Source organism: Methylomonas sp. LL1, assembly GCF_015711015.1.
Taxonomy (GTDB): Bacteria; Pseudomonadota; Gammaproteobacteria; order Methylococcales; family Methylomonadaceae; genus Methylomonas.
Genome location: NZ_CP064653.1, coordinates 3,846,606 through 3,863,093, shown reverse-complemented (window position 1 = coordinate 3,863,093; position 16,488 = coordinate 3,846,606). Strand labels below are relative to the sequence as shown.

Annotated in this window: 19 protein-coding genes; 2 read left to right on the top strand and 17 right to left on the bottom strand. The window is 52.7% G+C overall.

Annotated features, from left to right (window positions below; all coding sequences use genetic code 11):
* Position 1 precedes the first annotated feature (1 nt).
* Positions 2-1,207 (bottom strand): ABC transporter permease, encoded by a 1,206-nt coding sequence (locus IVG45_RS18065; protein WP_196435174.1) that lies wholly within the window; start codon positions 1,205-1,207, stop codon positions 2-4.
* A gap of 215 nt (positions 1,208-1,422) precedes the next feature.
* On the opposite strand from IVG45_RS18065, the gene IVG45_RS18060 reads away from it, so the two are divergent.
* Both IVG45_RS18060 and IVG45_RS18055 read left to right on the top strand, forming a co-directional pair.
* A complete protein-coding gene (locus IVG45_RS18060) occupies positions 1,423-2,253 on the top strand; it encodes a DMT family transporter (protein WP_196435173.1) in 831 nt (276 codons plus the stop codon).
* A gap of 171 nt (positions 2,254-2,424) precedes the next feature.
* Positions 2,425-3,372, top strand: a complete 948-nt coding sequence (locus IVG45_RS18055; protein WP_196435172.1) for a hypothetical protein — start codon at positions 2,425-2,427, stop codon at positions 3,370-3,372.
* A 76-nt stretch (positions 3,373-3,448) separates the two neighbouring features.
* On the opposite strand, the gene cysK is transcribed toward IVG45_RS18055, so the two are convergent.
* From cysK to IVG45_RS17975, 16 genes are all read right to left on the bottom strand, one after another.
* Positions 3,449-4,390, bottom strand: a complete 942-nt coding sequence (gene cysK / locus IVG45_RS18050; protein ID WP_196435171.1) for a cysteine synthase A — start codon at positions 4,388-4,390, stop codon at positions 3,449-3,451.
* Positions 4,391-4,506: 116 nt separating this feature from the next.
* The gene (locus IVG45_RS18045; protein WP_196435170.1) at positions 4,507-5,409 is read right to left on the bottom strand and encodes an EAL domain-containing protein; all 903 of its coding nucleotides are present in this window, start codon (positions 5,407-5,409) and stop codon (positions 4,507-4,509) included.
* Between the two features lie 602 nt (positions 5,410-6,011).
* A complete protein-coding gene (locus IVG45_RS18040) occupies positions 6,012-6,440 on the bottom strand; it encodes a host attachment protein (protein ID WP_196435169.1) in 429 nt (142 codons plus the stop codon).
* A gap of 212 nt (positions 6,441-6,652) precedes the next feature.
* Positions 6,653-7,873 carry an aspartate kinase gene (locus tag IVG45_RS18035; RefSeq protein WP_196435168.1) on the bottom strand — a complete coding sequence of 407 codons (1,221 nt, stop codon included), beginning with the start codon at positions 7,871-7,873 and terminating at the stop codon, positions 6,653-6,655.
* A 94-nt stretch (positions 7,874-7,967) separates the two neighbouring features.
* Positions 7,968-8,213, bottom strand: coding sequence for a DUF2442 domain-containing protein (locus IVG45_RS18030; RefSeq protein WP_196435167.1), 246 nt, complete (start codon positions 8,211-8,213; stop codon positions 7,968-7,970).
* Positions 8,214-8,626: 413 nt separating this feature from the next.
* Positions 8,627-8,932 carry a hypothetical protein gene (locus IVG45_RS18025; protein ID WP_196435166.1) on the bottom strand — a complete coding sequence of 102 codons (306 nt, stop codon included), beginning with the start codon at positions 8,930-8,932 and terminating at the stop codon, positions 8,627-8,629.
* A complete protein-coding gene (locus tag IVG45_RS18020; protein ID WP_196435165.1) occupies positions 8,932-9,315 on the bottom strand; it encodes a hypothetical protein in 384 nt (127 codons plus the stop codon). Before IVG45_RS18020 ends, IVG45_RS18025 begins: the two co-directional genes overlap by 1 nt.
* A gap of 862 nt (positions 9,316-10,177) precedes the next feature.
* On the bottom strand, positions 10,178-10,420 hold the full coding sequence (locus IVG45_RS18015) for a DUF2442 domain-containing protein (RefSeq protein WP_196435164.1): 243 nt from the start codon (positions 10,418-10,420) through the stop codon (positions 10,178-10,180).
* Between the two features lie 12 nt (positions 10,421-10,432).
* Positions 10,433-10,654 (bottom strand): DUF4160 domain-containing protein, encoded by a 222-nt coding sequence (locus tag IVG45_RS18010; protein ID WP_230874638.1) that lies wholly within the window; start codon positions 10,652-10,654, stop codon positions 10,433-10,435.
* Positions 10,655-10,714: 60 nt separating this feature from the next.
* The gene (locus IVG45_RS18005) at positions 10,715-10,915 is read right to left on the bottom strand and encodes a hypothetical protein (protein WP_196435162.1); all 201 of its coding nucleotides are present in this window, start codon (positions 10,913-10,915) and stop codon (positions 10,715-10,717) included.
* A gap of 60 nt (positions 10,916-10,975) precedes the next feature.
* Positions 10,976-13,585, bottom strand: a complete 2,610-nt coding sequence (gene alaS, locus IVG45_RS18000; protein ID WP_196435161.1) for an alanine--tRNA ligase — start codon at positions 13,583-13,585, stop codon at positions 10,976-10,978.
* A 51-nt stretch (positions 13,586-13,636) separates the two neighbouring features.
* Positions 13,637-13,930 carry a type II toxin-antitoxin system VapC family toxin gene (locus IVG45_RS17995; RefSeq protein WP_196435160.1) on the bottom strand — a complete coding sequence of 98 codons (294 nt, stop codon included), beginning with the start codon at positions 13,928-13,930 and terminating at the stop codon, positions 13,637-13,639.
* A gap of 5 nt (positions 13,931-13,935) precedes the next feature.
* Positions 13,936-14,193 carry a hypothetical protein gene (locus tag IVG45_RS17990; RefSeq protein WP_196435159.1) on the bottom strand — a complete coding sequence of 86 codons (258 nt, stop codon included), beginning with the start codon at positions 14,191-14,193 and terminating at the stop codon, positions 13,936-13,938.
* A gap of 130 nt (positions 14,194-14,323) precedes the next feature.
* Positions 14,324-14,830, bottom strand: a complete 507-nt coding sequence (locus IVG45_RS17985; protein ID WP_196435158.1) for a regulatory protein RecX — start codon at positions 14,828-14,830, stop codon at positions 14,324-14,326.
* Positions 14,787-15,842, bottom strand: coding sequence for a recombinase RecA (gene recA, locus IVG45_RS17980; protein ID WP_196435157.1), 1,056 nt, complete (start codon positions 15,840-15,842; stop codon positions 14,787-14,789). The genes IVG45_RS17985 and recA overlap by 44 nt, the downstream gene beginning before the upstream one ends.
* 117 nt (positions 15,843-15,959) lie before the next feature.
* Positions 15,960-16,472: a hypothetical protein gene (locus tag IVG45_RS17975; RefSeq protein ID WP_196435156.1), complete on the bottom strand. Its 513-nt coding sequence runs from the start codon at positions 16,470-16,472 to the stop codon at positions 15,960-15,962.
* Positions 16,473-16,488 lie beyond the last annotated feature (16 nt).

Sequence of the window (16,488 nt, the reverse complement as noted above, 5' to 3'; positions counted from 1 at the left end):
CTTATCGCCTACCTAGCGCCGAAATCGGGTCCAGCTTGGCGGCTTTGCGCGCCGGCAGTACGCCGAAAATCAGACCGGTAGCCAAGGCTACCGCCAACGCGGATAGCCAGGCCCAGGCCGGCAGACTCAACGGAAAATTGGGATACAGCCACTGCAAAAACCAGATCCCCACCCGGCCGATCAGGCTGCCGCACAGCGCGCCGGCCAACGAAAGCAGCGCCGCTTCCGCTAAAAACAGGCGGTGTATCTGACCTTGGGTAGCGCCCAGGGCTTTCAGCAAGCCAATTTCGGCGGTGCGTTGCGTCACGCTGACCAGCATCACATTCATCACCAACACACCGGCTACCGCCAGACTGACGGCGGCAATCCCCGCCACGGTCAAGGTCAAGGCACCGAGAATTTTATCGAAAGTATTGACCACGCTGTCCTGGGTAATCACGGTGACATCGTCCTCGCCCTCGTGCCGCGGTTTGATGATATCGCGGACTTCGTCGACCACTTTATACATGGCGGCTTGGGAGTGCGCTTCGATCAGGATACGAAACAGGGAGTGGCTGTCGAACAGGGCCAGGGCCGACGCCACCGGCACGATGACGATTTCGTCGAAACCGACGCCGATGGACTGGCCCTCCTTGGCCAACACGCCGATCACGCGAAAGCGTCTGTCGTTGATGCGCAGCCATTGGCCGACCGCCTGTTGGCGCGGAAACAGTTCCTCGCGTATGGTCTGGCCGATCACGCACACCGGTACCTCCTGGTCGCTATCGATGATAGGCAGAAACTGGCCTTGTTCGATGGTTAAATGCCGCACCCGAAGCAAGGCATGATTGGAGCCCATGATATTACTCTCACGCTCCAAACCGGCAAACGACACCGGCGCCGAACCGATGCTGACCGGCGCGATGGCGGCGATATTCCTACTTTTCAGTAAGGCCTCGGCATCGCCCAGGGTCAAATCGCGCGGGGTTTCGCCGAAAATCGGCGGATGACCGCCGGTAGTTTCGGTGCGTCCGGGAAGTACGATAACCAGATGGGTGCCGAGCGACTCGAATTCGTTGATTACGTAATTGCGGGCGCTATCGCCCAGTGCGGTCAATACATTGACCGACGCCACGCCTATGCTCATCGCCAACACGATCAGCACCGCCCTAAGCGGCTGGGTTTTAATGGCCTTGCCGGCCTGAAACAGGATGTCTTGGATATGCATGAGTCACATCGGATAACTAAGCCGGCAGTTTAGCCTGATAAACCGCAAAGTCGCATCAAAAAGCGGGTAAACTGAGATTTCCACCGGCGGCAATGTCTGCATCGGAATTTCCGCCACTCCCATTGATTTATTTCTTGTCCGTGAATTTAATCCGTTTTCGCCAACCTTCCGATAGCTATCGATCCTTATCGCCCAGCCGACGAGGCCTTCTGCAAATGCTACTGGCTTGTCTGCTGTTTTCGCTGATGAATGCCTGTGTCTTTGCCATCAAATTATTCGATGCCGGCCTGCCGGCCAGCATGATCAGCTTTGTCAGAATCCTCGCTAATCTATTGATCTTGCTGACACCGATTTTGTTCGGCAAAAGGTTATCGGCGCTGTTTGGTGACAAACGGCCATCGCTGTGGTTGCGTGGCTTATTCGGCACCCTTGCCCTGATGCTGTCGTTTGGCTCGATCATCCGGATCGGTCCGGGCGAAAGCGCGTTTCTGACCGCCAGTAGCGGGGTATTTGTCGCGATGTTGGGACCGCTGGTGTTGGGGCAAAAGAATTCCTGGCTGGTGTGGCTGGCGATTATCGGCTCGTTCGCCGGGGTGGTATTGCTGTTCAAGCCGGACGGGCATAGTGTGGACTTGTTGGGGCGTGCGATGGCTTTGCTGTCGGGTTTGCTGTCGGCCCTGGCCTATTTGATGGTGGCGCGGGCCGGGCGCAGCAATTCGCCGCAATCGGTGATTTTTTATTTTTGCCTAGTGGCCTTGGTGGTTCATCTGCTGTATTTCACCTACCACGGCTACCAACTGCCGACCAATCCGGAAACCTGGGGCATATTGTTGTTGATCGGTGTGCTCGGCAGCGGCGCGCAATTTTTTATGACTCGCGCCTACCAAGTCGCACCGGCCGCGCTGGTCAGCGCGGTGGGTTATCTGGCGCCCGTTTTGAGCCTGGCTTGGGGCATTGCCTGGCTCGATCAAATCCCCGGCCGAAATGCCTTATTGGGTTCCTTGCTGATTCTACTATTTGGGGTGCTGTTACCGTTCTTGCGTTAATGTTGTTATGTAGCTACGAGTGTTAATTTTGCGCTACAGCGGTGCAAGCCGCACCATCTAGGCTAGTTTTTTGGCCCCATCATCAAGCCATGTTATTGATAAATAACTATATTGCTTAAGGCATGCATATTGCGTAACTTTGATTGTCTTCCAATCCGCACGAGGTGGATTATGGCTAACTGTCAACGTTTCAGCGATATATCGGTTTCGGAGCGAATACTCAACAGCTTGTTTTTGTTGAGCATCGCGATAGGCTATTTGTTTTCACTGGGGCAGGTGTTTTTTACCCACCAAGGCCGCGATGGCCAACCCGGATTATCGATCGACGATATTGCCATCGCCTATCACGGCAGTCCCGAGCAAACCCGGCTGGCGGCGGCCATAAATGGACCAATGGCCGGAAACCTGAAATCGCCCGCGGACAAAACAGTCATTCTGGATTGGATCGCATCGGGCGCGCGGCAGGCAATCTATCAAACTCAAGTCGCGCCGATTCTGCAACGCGACTGCCTGGGCTGCCACTCGCCCGCCAGCGGCATGAATGTGCCACCATTGACCCATTACGAGCAGGTAGTGAAACTGACCGAAGCCGATCGCGGAGCGTCGATTCCTTCGTTGGTTCGAGTCTCGCACATCCATTTGTTCGGTATCGCCTTCATCCTGTTTTTCGTCGGAAAACTTTTCGTGCTATGCGACATACCGGTGTGGTTAAAACGCATGACCATAGGCGTACCGTTTATCAGCATGCTGACCGACATCCTAGCCTGGTATCTAACCCGTGAAACGCCGGATTTTGCTTACCTCCTAGTGCTGAGCGGTGGATTGATGGGCTTATCCTTGAGTTTTCAGATTGGACTCAGTTTGTATCAAATGTGGATGCCGGCCGTGTGGGACGCCCGCGTACAAGTCATTGCCGGCAGGGCCATGTCCTTATCCGGCAAGGGGCTGCTTAAATTTTACGGCAGGCTCAAAGGCATGCCCGGCATTACGCTGGCGTTTGTGTCCGAGCTATCGAGCCATGAACAGGTGCAATTTCTTCAAACTAGCTTCAAACGCTCGCTGGCAAACGCGGCGGTAATGGTCAAAAATCGCCTACCGGCCGACTGGCGCTTGTTTTAAGGTAAGCTTGAATTGATACGCGAAAACGCCTGCTGACCGCCGAAAATTGTAGCCGCTTGTTGCCGCCAGATTGCGCTCATCGGAACAAACGGGAGCTCAAATACCTTTCGCCTGAATCCGGCAATATCACAACGATAGTTTTGCCCGCGTACTTGGGATTAGCGGCAAAACGCACCGAGGCCGCAACCGCGGCGCCGCTGGAAATTCCGGCCAGAATACCTTCTTCCTTGGCCAAGCGGCGTGCATAGTCGATGGCTTCGTCATCGGATACCTGCTCGACGGCATCGACCAGATTCATATCCAGATTATCGGGCAAGAAACCGGCGCCAATGCCTTGAATAGCGTGCGCCCCAGGCATCAGCGGCAAGCCGGCGCGAAGCTGGCTCAAAACCGGACTGGCCGCCGGCTCGACTGCCACGCTGAACACGTCTTGCCGGCATTGTTGTTTCAAATAGCGGCTGACACCGGTCAGGGTGCCGCCGGTACCGACACCGGCAACGAATACATCAATCTCGCCATCGGTATCGCGCCAAATCTCCGGTCCGGTGGTTTGCTGGTGAATGGCCGGATTAGCCGGATTCTTGAACTGTTCCAACAATAAAAAGCGTTCCGGATCATCGGCTGCGATTGCGTTTGCCTGAACAACCGCGCCGCGCATTCCCAGGGAACCGTCGGTCAAAACCAGCTTGGCGCCGTATGCTTTCAGCAAGGTTTGCCGCTCCAGGCTCATGTTATCAGGCATGGTCAAGGTGACGGACAGGCCGCGCGCGGCCGCCATGGCGGCCAGAGCAATCCCGGAATTGCCGCTGGTTGCTTCCACCAATTCCGTACCGGCATGGATTAGCCCCCGCCGTTCGGCATCCAGAATCAGCGCGGCGCCCACCCGGCATTTGACCGAATAGGATGGATTACGCCCTTCCACTTTGACCAGTACCCTCGCTTGATAGCCTTGGGTAATCCGGTTCAACCTAACCAGCGGCGTGCGGCCTATGGACTGGGAATTATCGTGATACCACATGGCTGGCTATATTCATGCAATGGACGGAAATTGAAAGTGGGTCATCAAAAAAATCCCGCCACGGCGGGCGGGAAAAGTCTCGTCGGAGGAGAGAGCAACAAAGCGAGGGCGATCAATCACATGCCGCATTGTGCCGGCACGCTGAAACTACCGAAATGGTGCGGCGCTCCCGGCATCAACACATTGTCATGAAACGGTTTGGACTGTTGCCCCCAATGTCCGGCCGCAGCGGGCCGCCCCAGATAATAGCCTTGCAACAGTTTTGCGCCGGCATCAAGGGCGATGTCTAGTTGAATTTCGTTTTCGATACCTTCGATAATGGTTTGGGCGCCGAGCGCATGAATCACGTCGATAAGTTTGGGCAGAGCCCTTCGTAGTTTGGTATCGCGTTGAGCTTGCTTGATAATCGTCAGATCGAGTTTGACGAAATCGGGTGACAATTTCCAAAGCCTGTTCAAATTGGAATGTTGACTGCCAAAATCGTCTAGCGCGATCCGATAGCCCCGGTCGCGATAATTATCGATCGCCTCCAGCAAGGCTCCGTCGGCATCGACTTGGCTTTCGTTGATTTCGATTACGACCTGCCGGGTAGGTACCGAATGCTGATGCAGGATATGTTCGAATACCTTGCCATGCGTAGTGACACTGACCAGTAATTTAGGGTGCACATTCAGGAACAGCAAACCGCGTTGTTCCGGCAATGTCAGATAATTGAGCATATGCAAAGTCCTGGCGACCCGATCCAGCTTGACCAGTTTGCCTTCGCTGTCGGCCACGCTGAAGGCAAAACCGGGAGTAACGGCCTCGATACCGGTGGAAGGGCGCAATAAGGCTTCATAACCCAGCAAACCTTCAGATCTACCGGTGTCGAATATCGGCTGAAACTCGCTACGCAGACGCAGGCCGATGAATCGGCTCAGCACCTCATCCCGCTCGGCCTCGAGTCGAAACTCATCCAGATTGAGATAAAGCACGTGTTCCAGCTCTTGTTTGATGGCGTCTATCTTGTTTTTAATCATTCCTGATTCCTCGAAAAGCTAGGTACGGTTTGAAGAATACAGGGATAAAATCCGGATATAAAACGATATTATTAGAGACTAATATCAATAAATAGCATAACCATTTGGTAACAATCCATATCCTGATTCAGCGAACTTCATAGCTATACAGCGGCGCCGGGGTTTCCAGGATATGTACTCGGCCTTGGGTCTCAAATTATCCAGTGCGGCAAATTTCGCCGCCATCCGCCACCTCGCGGCGCGCGTAATTGATTTGGAGGTTTGCTGGGTTGGTTTTAGCATCATCCGCCGTTCCAGCGGATTAAGCAGACTGTTGATGTAACCGGCATAGGTGGTCGTGCGGAGTTTGTAATCCTTGAACCAGCCGGTGATAAGGGTTTACGGAAAGGCCAACCGTCATGCTTAGGATTTAGCCAAAATAACTTCCCGTTTTCGACGATTGTATGTCGCCGGCGAGGGAGGGACTTTAGCCGCGACGATAAGCCTTTGGTCACGGCTAAAGTCCTCTCCCACACAGCCCAACCGGAAAGGAAGTTAGCTGTCGAAGCCTGCTTGAGAAACGTCTAATCTTGACTGTTGTTTTACGGTTTGCTGCGGTGAATTTACAAAATATGCTCGCGAATCGAGGCTTCGTCTTCCGCAACCAGATTTTTATCCAGCGAATTGCCGACCAAGGCCTGAACATGATCGTTCAGCGCATGCCGCAAAGCTCCCAAGAAAGCCGGCGGCGCGACCAAAATCAACTTGTCGTAATCGTGATTGACTCGGCTGTGTTCCAGTTTGTCCGCGATCAATTTGGCAAAAACCTCAGCTTCGTGATGTTTCAGGTCGGTCGGCGCTTCGAAGGCATGCCCACCCTCGCCATGGCCGCCGGCAATTCCGCCCTGTCGATCGCTAACCTCGTCCTGGTCTCGCATTCTGCCTTCGCTATGCGCCATACCCTCCAGCTCCAGCAACGGCTCCACCCGGCTTACCCATGAGAAAAACCGCGCCCTACTGCTATCCGCTACTACAATCCAAGTACCTGACATAAAGCCTCCTCAATAATTATCTAAAGAATAACAACGTGTGGAACGACGCCGAGTAGTCGGCGCTAAGCTTATATCTATCCCTAGGATTGTATGCCTTGTAGTAAGGATTGTCTAAAACTAAGCTTGATCGGAAAGCCGCTAGAGTCTCTACACATCGAGACCTAACGCCGCCAATATCACCGAGGTCGGCGGCGTTGCAATCCCAGGGCGAACTATTCCTGATCCAAGCCAAACGCCTTGTGCAAGGCACGCACCGCCAGCTCCAAATATTTTTCATCCACCACTACCGAAATCTTGATCTCGGAAGTGGAAATCATCTGGATGTTGATACCTTCGTCGGCCAGCACCTTGAACATGGTACTGGCGATACCGGCATGTGAGCGCATGCCGACGCCTACGATGGAGATCTTGACGATACTGTTATCGCCAATCACCGTGCTGTTGCCGCCCAAGTCGGCCCGCAAGCCTTCCAACACTTTTTGGGCTCGGGCAAAATCGTTGCGGTTAACGGTAAAGGTAAAGTCGGTAGTGCCGTGGGCGGAAATGTTCTGGACGATCATATCGACTTCGATATTTTCGGCGGCGATCGGCCCCAGGATTTTCGACGCCACGCCGGGCAGATCGGACACACCGGTCAACGTCAGCTTCGCCTCGTCCCGGTTGAAAGCTATGCCCGAAATTAACGCTTTTTCCATTTCTGATTCCTCGTAGGTAATAAGAGTGCCATTGCCTTCCGCAAACGAAGACAGTACGCGCAGCTTGACATTATATTTGCCGGCAAACTCGACCGAGCGAATTTGCAACACTTTCGAGCCCAAGCTGGCCATTTCCAGCATTTCCTCAAAAGTAATGCTATCCAGGCGGCGGGCCTTGGGCACCACGCGCGGGTCGGTGGTATAGACGCCATCGACATCGGTGTAGATGTGGCATTCGTCTGCCTTCAATGCCGCCGCCAGCGCCACGCCGGTGGTATCCGAGCCGCCGCGTCCCAAGGTGGTAATGTTGCCGTTTTCGTCCACGCCCTGAAATCCCGCCACCACGACCACCCGGCCGGCATCCAAGTCAGCCCGCATATTGGCCTCGTCGATTTCGCGAATCCGCGCCTTGGTATGAGCACTGTCTGTCAGGATGCGAACCTGGGCGCCGGTGTAGGAACGCGCCTCGCAACCGAGTTGATGCAGCGCCATCGATAATAATGCGATGGTGACCTGCTCGCCGGTGGACAACAATACGTCCATTTCCCGGTCGGTCGGTTGCGGCTGCATTTCTTTCGCCAGCGCCACGAGACGGTTGGTTTCGCCACTCATCGCCGAGACCACTACCACAATCTGATCGCCCGCGTCGTGGGCTTTTTTGACTTTCTCGGCAACTGCCTTGATACGTTCGACCGTACCAACAGAAGTGCCGCCAAATTTATAGACGTACAATGCCATGTTTTTATTGACCTTTTGGCTTTTAGGCTTTTTCAATATGTCGCATCGCGACGGTTAAATAATGCCGAACAACTCCGGCAGACTTGCAACTAAATTATGCTGCCTGTTGATGATGGCTCGCTTCGCAAGCATATCGATACAAGGTTTTGGGTTCTATATCAGCAAAACCCTGATTAAACTCCAAGCATGCCCAGTCCGGGTCGATTCGAGCTGTCTGCAAGGCATCCTCGGCTACAAATGAACTAATCAAATCTTTCAAATCGGTCTGTATGACTTCGCCGCTTTCGAACGTCAATGTAAAACGGTAGCCTTCAATCTGTTCAATCTGCTTTAGTTTCATTTCGTCAATCTAACCGAACAGCTTCATAGTGTCGCTATCGCGACGGATTATTTTAATGTCGGTTCTCGCACCGACAGGCGAGATACTTTTCTTTGCATGTCCAAAGAAAAGTATCCAAAAGAAAAGACACCCGGACGCCGCTTGCATCCTCCGCTCCTCGCTTTTGCAGAGGGTCGACAGAAGGGGCTCCTTGCCCCTATGCCGACGTGCGGAATCCATGCCGCACCCCTACGGGCTATTCTCTACAAAAGCTCCGGTGCTCGGCGCGGCATACGGGACCAAAACCATCCCGCTATTTAAAATTTCGAATTCAAATGTAGGGTACGCATCGCGTACCATGTTCAATCCGTCCTTTTAAAAAGGTACGCGATGCGTACCCTACTTGGCTTATCTCCAAATCGCCCCATCAGTTTTTACGAATTAGTCTTTTCTTTCGGAGGAAGCTCATTATTATTTAATAAATGCCATGACCTTTCATTTAACAGTCCCTGTGAATTATTTTCATCATACTTACAAATCAAAAATTCGCCTTTTCCTTCACCAAAATATTCCGCGACAAGATCATAAATTTTGTACGCTGACAGCTCAGACACAATAAAAAAGGTATTACTAAGCTCAGATCTCCATGTAATTATGCTCTCACATGAATTAACGAAGTCTCTTACTTCTTCTTTTGTCCCCAACGAGCGATTGTATATAAAAATATATGAATTTTTCATTATCGCCCCCCCTCTTTATCATGCTCTCTCAATTGTGAGGAAGGATTTGTAATAGCCTGCAACGTCCTAGCAATGGAAGGAAATGAATCTCCTTTTTCTTGAACTAACTCTAAAGTTCTTTTCCTTATTTGATAATCCTCTGATTGCAATTTATCACGATCAAATATTAGAAGAATTAAAAAACCAAAAATTGTTGCGAAAACAGGAGAAATAATTACTACTTGAACCAGCAGAGAAACTTCTTTTTCGGAAAACAATAAATATGAAAATCCAGGTATTGTGACTATGGCACAAAGCCACAACATTGGATTCAATGCACTTTTGACTCGCAAGCGTCCACCAGCTTCAATCGCCGTATGAGCAATACTTTCCCTAATATCCAAGGCTATCTCCTCCTAAACGAATTATGGGTCTGGATGTACCCATCCTATCTCATTATTTTTCATATTTATTTCATTCCGCGACTAAAAATCTACACCAGCTCGTAGGATGTGCTGAATAAAATAATGCGCATTGATCGCGAACGATGCGACTCCGAAATGTTGGGTTACGCTATTGCTAACCCAACCTACACTGGGACGGGTTTTGTCCCGTTATGCCGTGCCGAGCACCGGAGGCTTTGGACGGAATTGCCCGATAGGGGCGATGCAAGGATGCATCGCGTTTTACGTAGGGGCTGGGACGCCCCTTCGGAAAACCCCGTTCAAAGCCTTCGGAGCGCAGGATCAACGCGGCATCCGGGTTGCCTTTTCTTTGGATACTTTCTTTTGGCAACGCAAAAGAAAGTATCTCGCCTGTCGGTGCGAGAACCGACTTCAAAACAGCCCATCGCGATAGCGACACATAAGCTCCCCAAGTTCGTAGGATGATGAACAAAGTGAAGCACATCGATCGCGAACGATGCGCCTCCTTGCGTCGGCAGCATCCTACAGTCAAATCTACAAAATCAATTATCAGCTTTCGACAGTCCCGTATGCCGCGCCGAGCACCCGAAGGGCAAGGCACACGGATATGCCGAGTGAGCTAAGCGGCGTCCGGGTCGCCTTTTCTTTGGATACTTTCTTTTGGCGACGCACAAATTCGCCAGAAGCGAATTTGAACAGCCAAAGGCTGGCCCGCAGGGTGAAAGCCAGGGATGGCTTTTATAGCAAAAAGTATCGCGGTTGTCGGTCCGCGAACCGACTTCAAAACAATCCGTCGCGATAGCAACACATTTAAACCAGTTAACTTTTTAATAACTAAAGGCTAAATAACCTCACCCTCTTCATACAAAGTCTCCGGCGCAATATCCGCCCCATTCGGCCAGGATATACTCCAACCATCGACAAAAAACTTCTGAAAATACTGTTTATCCTTCAATGGCTCGAAAACCTCGCCATTCAACCATTTCCAACAATCGGCAATCCTTTTTTCGCCGTTATCAAAAGTCAGCTTGATTTTGTAATCGCTTAAATATTCGGCATCAACAACAACGGGCATGTATTGCATGGCTGTTCTCCTCTAATTGAGAGGTTCAATTCTATCAATCTGTTTACCTTGCGTGGCTTTATGCCAATTTTGCATGAGTTCGTTTTGATGAAGCAACGCCCACTCCTGTATCAATTTCTTGGCCGTCTTGGAGGTAATATTGCCTTTGACCATGTTGCCATCAATGCTGAATACACCTCTTTGACCTTGATACTCGGCATGAAAATGTGGCGGATTGTGCTCGTTATGAAACATTCGAATAATTATTCCAAAAAACATCGATACATAAGGCATCGCATTCCCTCATCTCAAAAATTATTCAGTCTGTTTCCAAGCCCTCTGCGCCATTTCCGACAAAGTCTCCACCGATTCCCCAACCCAAAGCTGTTTCTGCCATTCGGCATAATCGAACTTATCGCGCTTTATCAAAATAATAAAGCGTTCGGCATCGACCATGCCCAACGATGAAAAAATAGATTCAAATCCGCTATTAATAACTTCGCTATCTGTTCTCATGAATCTGTCTCTTCTTGAATAAACGTCAACGGATTAACAACGTTAAGATCAGTTAGTTTCTTAACCCAGCCTTTCTCTCACCCATTCCGGCACCGCCGCCAGCGCCGCCGGCAATCCGGCAGGATCATTACCCCCGGCTTGCGCCATATCGGGCCTGCCGCCACCTTTGCCGCCGACTTGGGTAGCGACGAAATTCACCAATTCGCCGGCTTTGACCTTGTCCATCGCATCCTTGGAAACGCTGGCGATCAGGCTGACTTTGTCGCCGCTCACCGCCGCCAACACCAAGGCCGCACTGCCCAGTTTGTTTTTTAGTTGATCAGCCAGATCGCGCAGAGCCTTCGGATCGACGTCGTCCAGTTTCACGGCCAACACTTTGACGCCGTTGACATCGACCGCCTGGCCGGTCATTTCGTCGCCGGCCGAGCTGGCCAGTTTGGATTTGAGTTTTTCCAGCTCTTTTTCCAGGTTGCGGTTCTTTTCCAACAACTGTTGAACCTTGTCGGCGGTTTTATCCGGCGCGGCTTTCAGCAGGCTGGCGATGCTGAGCAAGGCTTTTTCACGCTGTTCTATCCATTCCAGGGCGCCTTGGCCGGTGACGGCTTCAAGACGTCTGACGCCGGCGGCGACGCCGGTCTCGCCGACGATTTTGAACAAGCCGATGTCGCCGGCTCTATCAACGTGAGTGCCGCCGCACAACTCGGTGGAGAAGTCGCCGATTTTCAACACCCGCACTTCGTCGCCGTATTTCTCGCCGAACAGGGCCATCGCGCCGGCTTTCACCGCGTCGTCTTTAGCCATGATTTCGGCGGCCACCGGGTTGTTCAAACGAATCTGTTCGTTGACCAAGCGTTCGACGGTGGCAATTTCCGCCGCCGTCATCGGCTCGAAATGCGAAAAGTCGAAACGCAGGCGCTCGGCGTTGACCTGAGAACCTTTCTGTGCCACATGTTCGCCCAGCGTAGCTCGCAAGGCGGCATGCAGCAAATGGGTCGCGGAGTGGTTGCGTTCGGTGGCCTTGCGGATTTCGGCGTCGACGCTGACTTCGCAAGCTTGGCCCTCGTTCAGTACGCCTTGCAACACCTTGCCTTTGTGCAAGAACAGTTTACCGCCCTGCTTTTGGGTATCGTGGACTTCGAAGACAGCGCCGTCGCATTCGATGCGTCCGCTGTCGCCGACCTGGCCGCCGGACTCGGCATAGAACGGCGTTTGATCAAGAATCACCACGCCTTCGTCGCCGGCTTCCAGGCTATCGACCGGCAGACCTTTCTTGAACAGGCCGAGGATTTGCACCGAGCCGTCCAGATGGAAATAACCGGTAAATTCGGTAGCGCTGTCGTGCTTGATGTCTTGATCGTAATCGGCCGCGAAACTGCCCCCGGCGCGGGCACGGTCGCGCTGAGCAGCCATTTCCACTTCGAAGCCGGCGTGATCGACACTGAGGTCGTGTTCGCGAGCGAAATCGGCGGTCAAATCCACCGGGAAGCCGTAGGTATCATAAAGTTGAAACACCACATCGCCGGGGATGACGTGACCGTCCAGCTTGGCGACGCAAGTTTCCAGGATTTTCATGCCTTGTTCCAGGGTCTCGGCGAAGCGCTCTTCCTCTTTTTTCAAGACGCGCTCGACCTGCTCCTGGGCCTTGGCCAGTTCCGGATACGCTTCGCCCATTTCGGCGACCAGCGGCGCGACCAGTTTGTAGAAGAAAGTGTCTTTAATGCCCAAACGGTAACCGTGACGGATTGCGCGGCGGACAATGCGGCGCAACACGTAGCCACGGCCTTCGTTGGACGGCAGTACGCCGTCGGCCACCAAAAATGCGCAGGAACGGATGTGGTCGGCAATAACCCGCAACGAGCTATTGGTCAAGTCGTCGGTGCCAGCCAAGCTCGCCGCCACTTTCAACAGGTTTTGGAACAAATCGATTTCGTAGTTGCTGTGCACACCCTGCATCACGGCGGAAATCCGCTCCAGGCCCATGCCGGTATCGACCGATGGCGCCGGCAGCGGCGTCAGATTGCCATCCTTGTCGCGGTCGTATTGCATGAACACCAGGTTCCAGATTTCAATGTAGCGGTCGCCATCTTCGTCCGGACTGCCTGGAGGGCCGCCGGCGACATGTTCGCCATGATCGTAGAAGATTTCGGTGCAAGGTCCGCACGGGCCGACGTCGCCCATCGACCAGAAATTGTCCTTGGCGCCGATTCTGGAAAAGCGGGTCGGGTCGATCTTGACGTCTTCCAGCCAGATGGCTTCGGCTTCGGAGTCTTCGTCGAACACCGTTACCCATAATCTTGTCGGCGAAATGCCCAATTCCTTGGTCAAGAAGTCCCAGGCAAAATGGATCGCATCGCGTTTAAAGTAATCGCCGAAACTGAAATTACCCAGCATTTCGAAGAAAGTATGATGACGCGCGGTATAGCCGACGTTTTCCAGGTCGTTATGCTTGCCGCCGGCGCGAACGCAACGCTGGCTGGTGGCGGCGCGGGTGAAATCAAGCTTTTCGCGGCCCAGGAACACATCCTTGAACTGCACCATCCCGGCGTTGGTGAACAACAATGTCGGATCATTGCCCGGTATCAGCGAACTGGAAGGGCGCACGGCGTGGCCGTGTTGGCGAAAGAATTCCAAAAAGGCGGCCCGTAATTCGGCGCTGGTCATTTTTTTCATGGTGGTTATTTCGGTTGATTTAATTTCAATTTTTAAATTTGGATTCAATAATCACGGCCGATCCCGGCCTTGCAACTCAAGATAAGCCGGAAACGCCACAGCTAAACTGGCAATCTGCGGAGTAACTGGCAGGAATTTGACACAATCCGATTCAATGACATCTTCAAGCCATTGCTCGAATTCGCCACCCAATTCGATTCTTCCGTGCCGAACCAACCACGCCATCTCGAAAACGGAAATCGCGGAAACAGCTACTTCATCGGCTTGCTCGATTAAATCGACAATACCGGACGACAATCGCCCCGGAATCTGATTAATCCACCAATACCAAATATGCGTATCCAATACGATCAATCGGCCAACCCCCAATCCTCGGCCGACAGCGTGTTGATGACGTCACCCAATTCTTTCACTCGTCCCGCGAATTGCGCGGGCGGCCTGCGTTTTCTGATCGGCGTAGCTGATTGATCTTCATCCAGCAATGACACCGTGACCACGATGCGGTGGTGTTGCAAGTATTTGGGAATAACAATTGCCTCGGGTGCATCGTCATACACTTGCCGAAATTGCGGAGTCGACAACATAAGATCATTTGAATGTGCTGTCATTTTGCTTATCTCGCTAGTTGGCATTTTTGTTCGTCATGCAGACTTCACTTTCCTCCGAATACGCTTCGCTATTCGGAGCTACGGACTTCGGTTTTTTGTTCTAAACAAACGTAGGTCGGGTTACGTTACGCTAACCCGACCTACATAGTTTGATTTTCAATTCCGCAAACAAGCGTTTAATCATCTCGCCGCTAAAGCCGCGCTGCTGCAGGAAGCGGCTGCGTTTCAGCCATTCGGCCTGAGTCAACGATTTCTCTTCGCCGTATTTGCCGATATAAACGTCCAGCAGCAGGTTCCGCCAGCCACCGCCCTGTTCTTCGGCCTGTGCATCCAGGTCGGCATCGTCTATGCCGCGCTGCTGCAACTCGTAACGTATCCTTATCGGGCCGTAGCCATTTTGAATGCGCTGCCGGACATAGCATTCGGCGTAACGGTCATCGTTCTGCCAGTTTTGCTCGGCCAAAACCTCAATGACCGGTTCGACCTCGTCGCGCTGAAAACCCCTCAGCGCCAGCTTATCCAGCAACTCGCGCCGGCTATGTTCGCGCCGGGCCAGCAAGCGTAAACAGACCGCTTCGATTTGTGACCGTCGCTCAGTCGCCGTCGACGAATTCGGTGTCGTCCGCGTCTGTATCATGTGATGGCGCTACCGTTGCCAGTTTTGCAAAGGCTTTTTCACGGATTGCGGCTTCCAGTTCCTTGGCTTTATCCGGATTATCTCTCAAGAACTGCTTGGCATTATCCTTGCCTTGGCCGATTTTCTCGTTGTTGTATGCGTACCAGGAACCGGACTTTTGTACGAAGCCAAACTCGACCCCCAGATCGACCAGTTCGCCGAAGAAGGACACGCCTTCGCCGTACAAAATCTCGAAATCGGCCTGTTTGAACGGCGGCGCCACCTTGTTTTTGACCACTTTGACGCGAGTTTCGTTACCAATCACCTCGTCGCCTTTCTTGATCGCGCCGATGCGGCGGATATCCAAACGTACCGAGGCATAAAATTTCAAGGCGTTACCGCCGGTGGTGGTTTCGGGATTACCGAACATCACGCCGATTTTCATCCGCAACTGGTTGATGAAAATCACCAAGGTGTTGGAACGCTTGATGTTGGCGGTCAATTTACGCAAGGCTTGCGACATCAAACGCGCCTGCAAGCCCATGTGCGAATCGCCCATGTCGCCTTCGATTTCGGCTTTCGGCGTCAAGGCCGCCACCGAGTCGATCACCACGATGTCGACCGCGCCGGAGCGTACCAGCATGTCGGTGATTTCCAGGGCCTGTTCGCCGGTATCCGGTTGGGAAACCAATAAATCGTCGATATTGACGCCGATCTTTTGCGCATAGACCGGATCCAGCGCGTGCTCGGCATCGACAAACGCCGCCGTGCCGCCCAGTTTCTGCATCTGGGCGATGGTTTGCAGGGTCAAGGTGGTTTTACCGGACGACTCCGGGCCATAGATTTCGATGATGCGCCCGCGCGGCAAGCCGCCGACACCGAGGGCAATATCCAAGGACAGCGAGCCGGTCGACACGACCTCAATATCGCGGCTGGCGGCGACATCGCCCATCCGCATCACGGAGCCTTTGCCGAATTGTTTCTCGATCTGCATCAACGCGGCGCCTAGCGCCTTTTTTTTGTTCTCGTCCATATCTGTACCCGGTATATCCGTGACTGATGAAAGCGGGCCATTATCACACAGATAGCCGCCTGTAAAACAGTATCCCTGCAATCCGCGGCTGCTTAAATTCGGTTTAGCGCAACCGCGTCACTGGCTATCGATAATCTCCAGGCAACGCTGAAAAGCACTGCGCACAATGAAAAAAGTCATTGCCAGCGGATACGACAAATAATGCTCGGGCAACGCCAGACCAAGCAAAACCAAACCAGCCAACCAGCAGGTGTCAAATCGGACTAAATACTGCTGCAGATAACGCAAGGCCTCTTGAGAGGCCTGATCGAAGCGATGACTTTTATTGATGAACGCCAGCAACATCCAACCGCTGAGTACGGCGTAATACACCGGAAACACATCAAAAATCGGCGAACCTTTGCTAAAAAGCGGCTCCCAGTAACCATACCAAGCCCACAAACCGCTACAGGCAAAACCGTCATGCCAAACACTGCCGGGCAGCTTTTTCAGGCAGCCGGCCAATAGAAAAATAACCGCCAGACCGGCAGCGGCCATCCATACCGGCTCGATGTTCAGGAGGGGTAAATACAGGCTTTGGATTTGGATCAATGCAGTCAGCGTTAAACAGCAGATGATGAAGATAGGCATGAAAATCGGGTCCTTT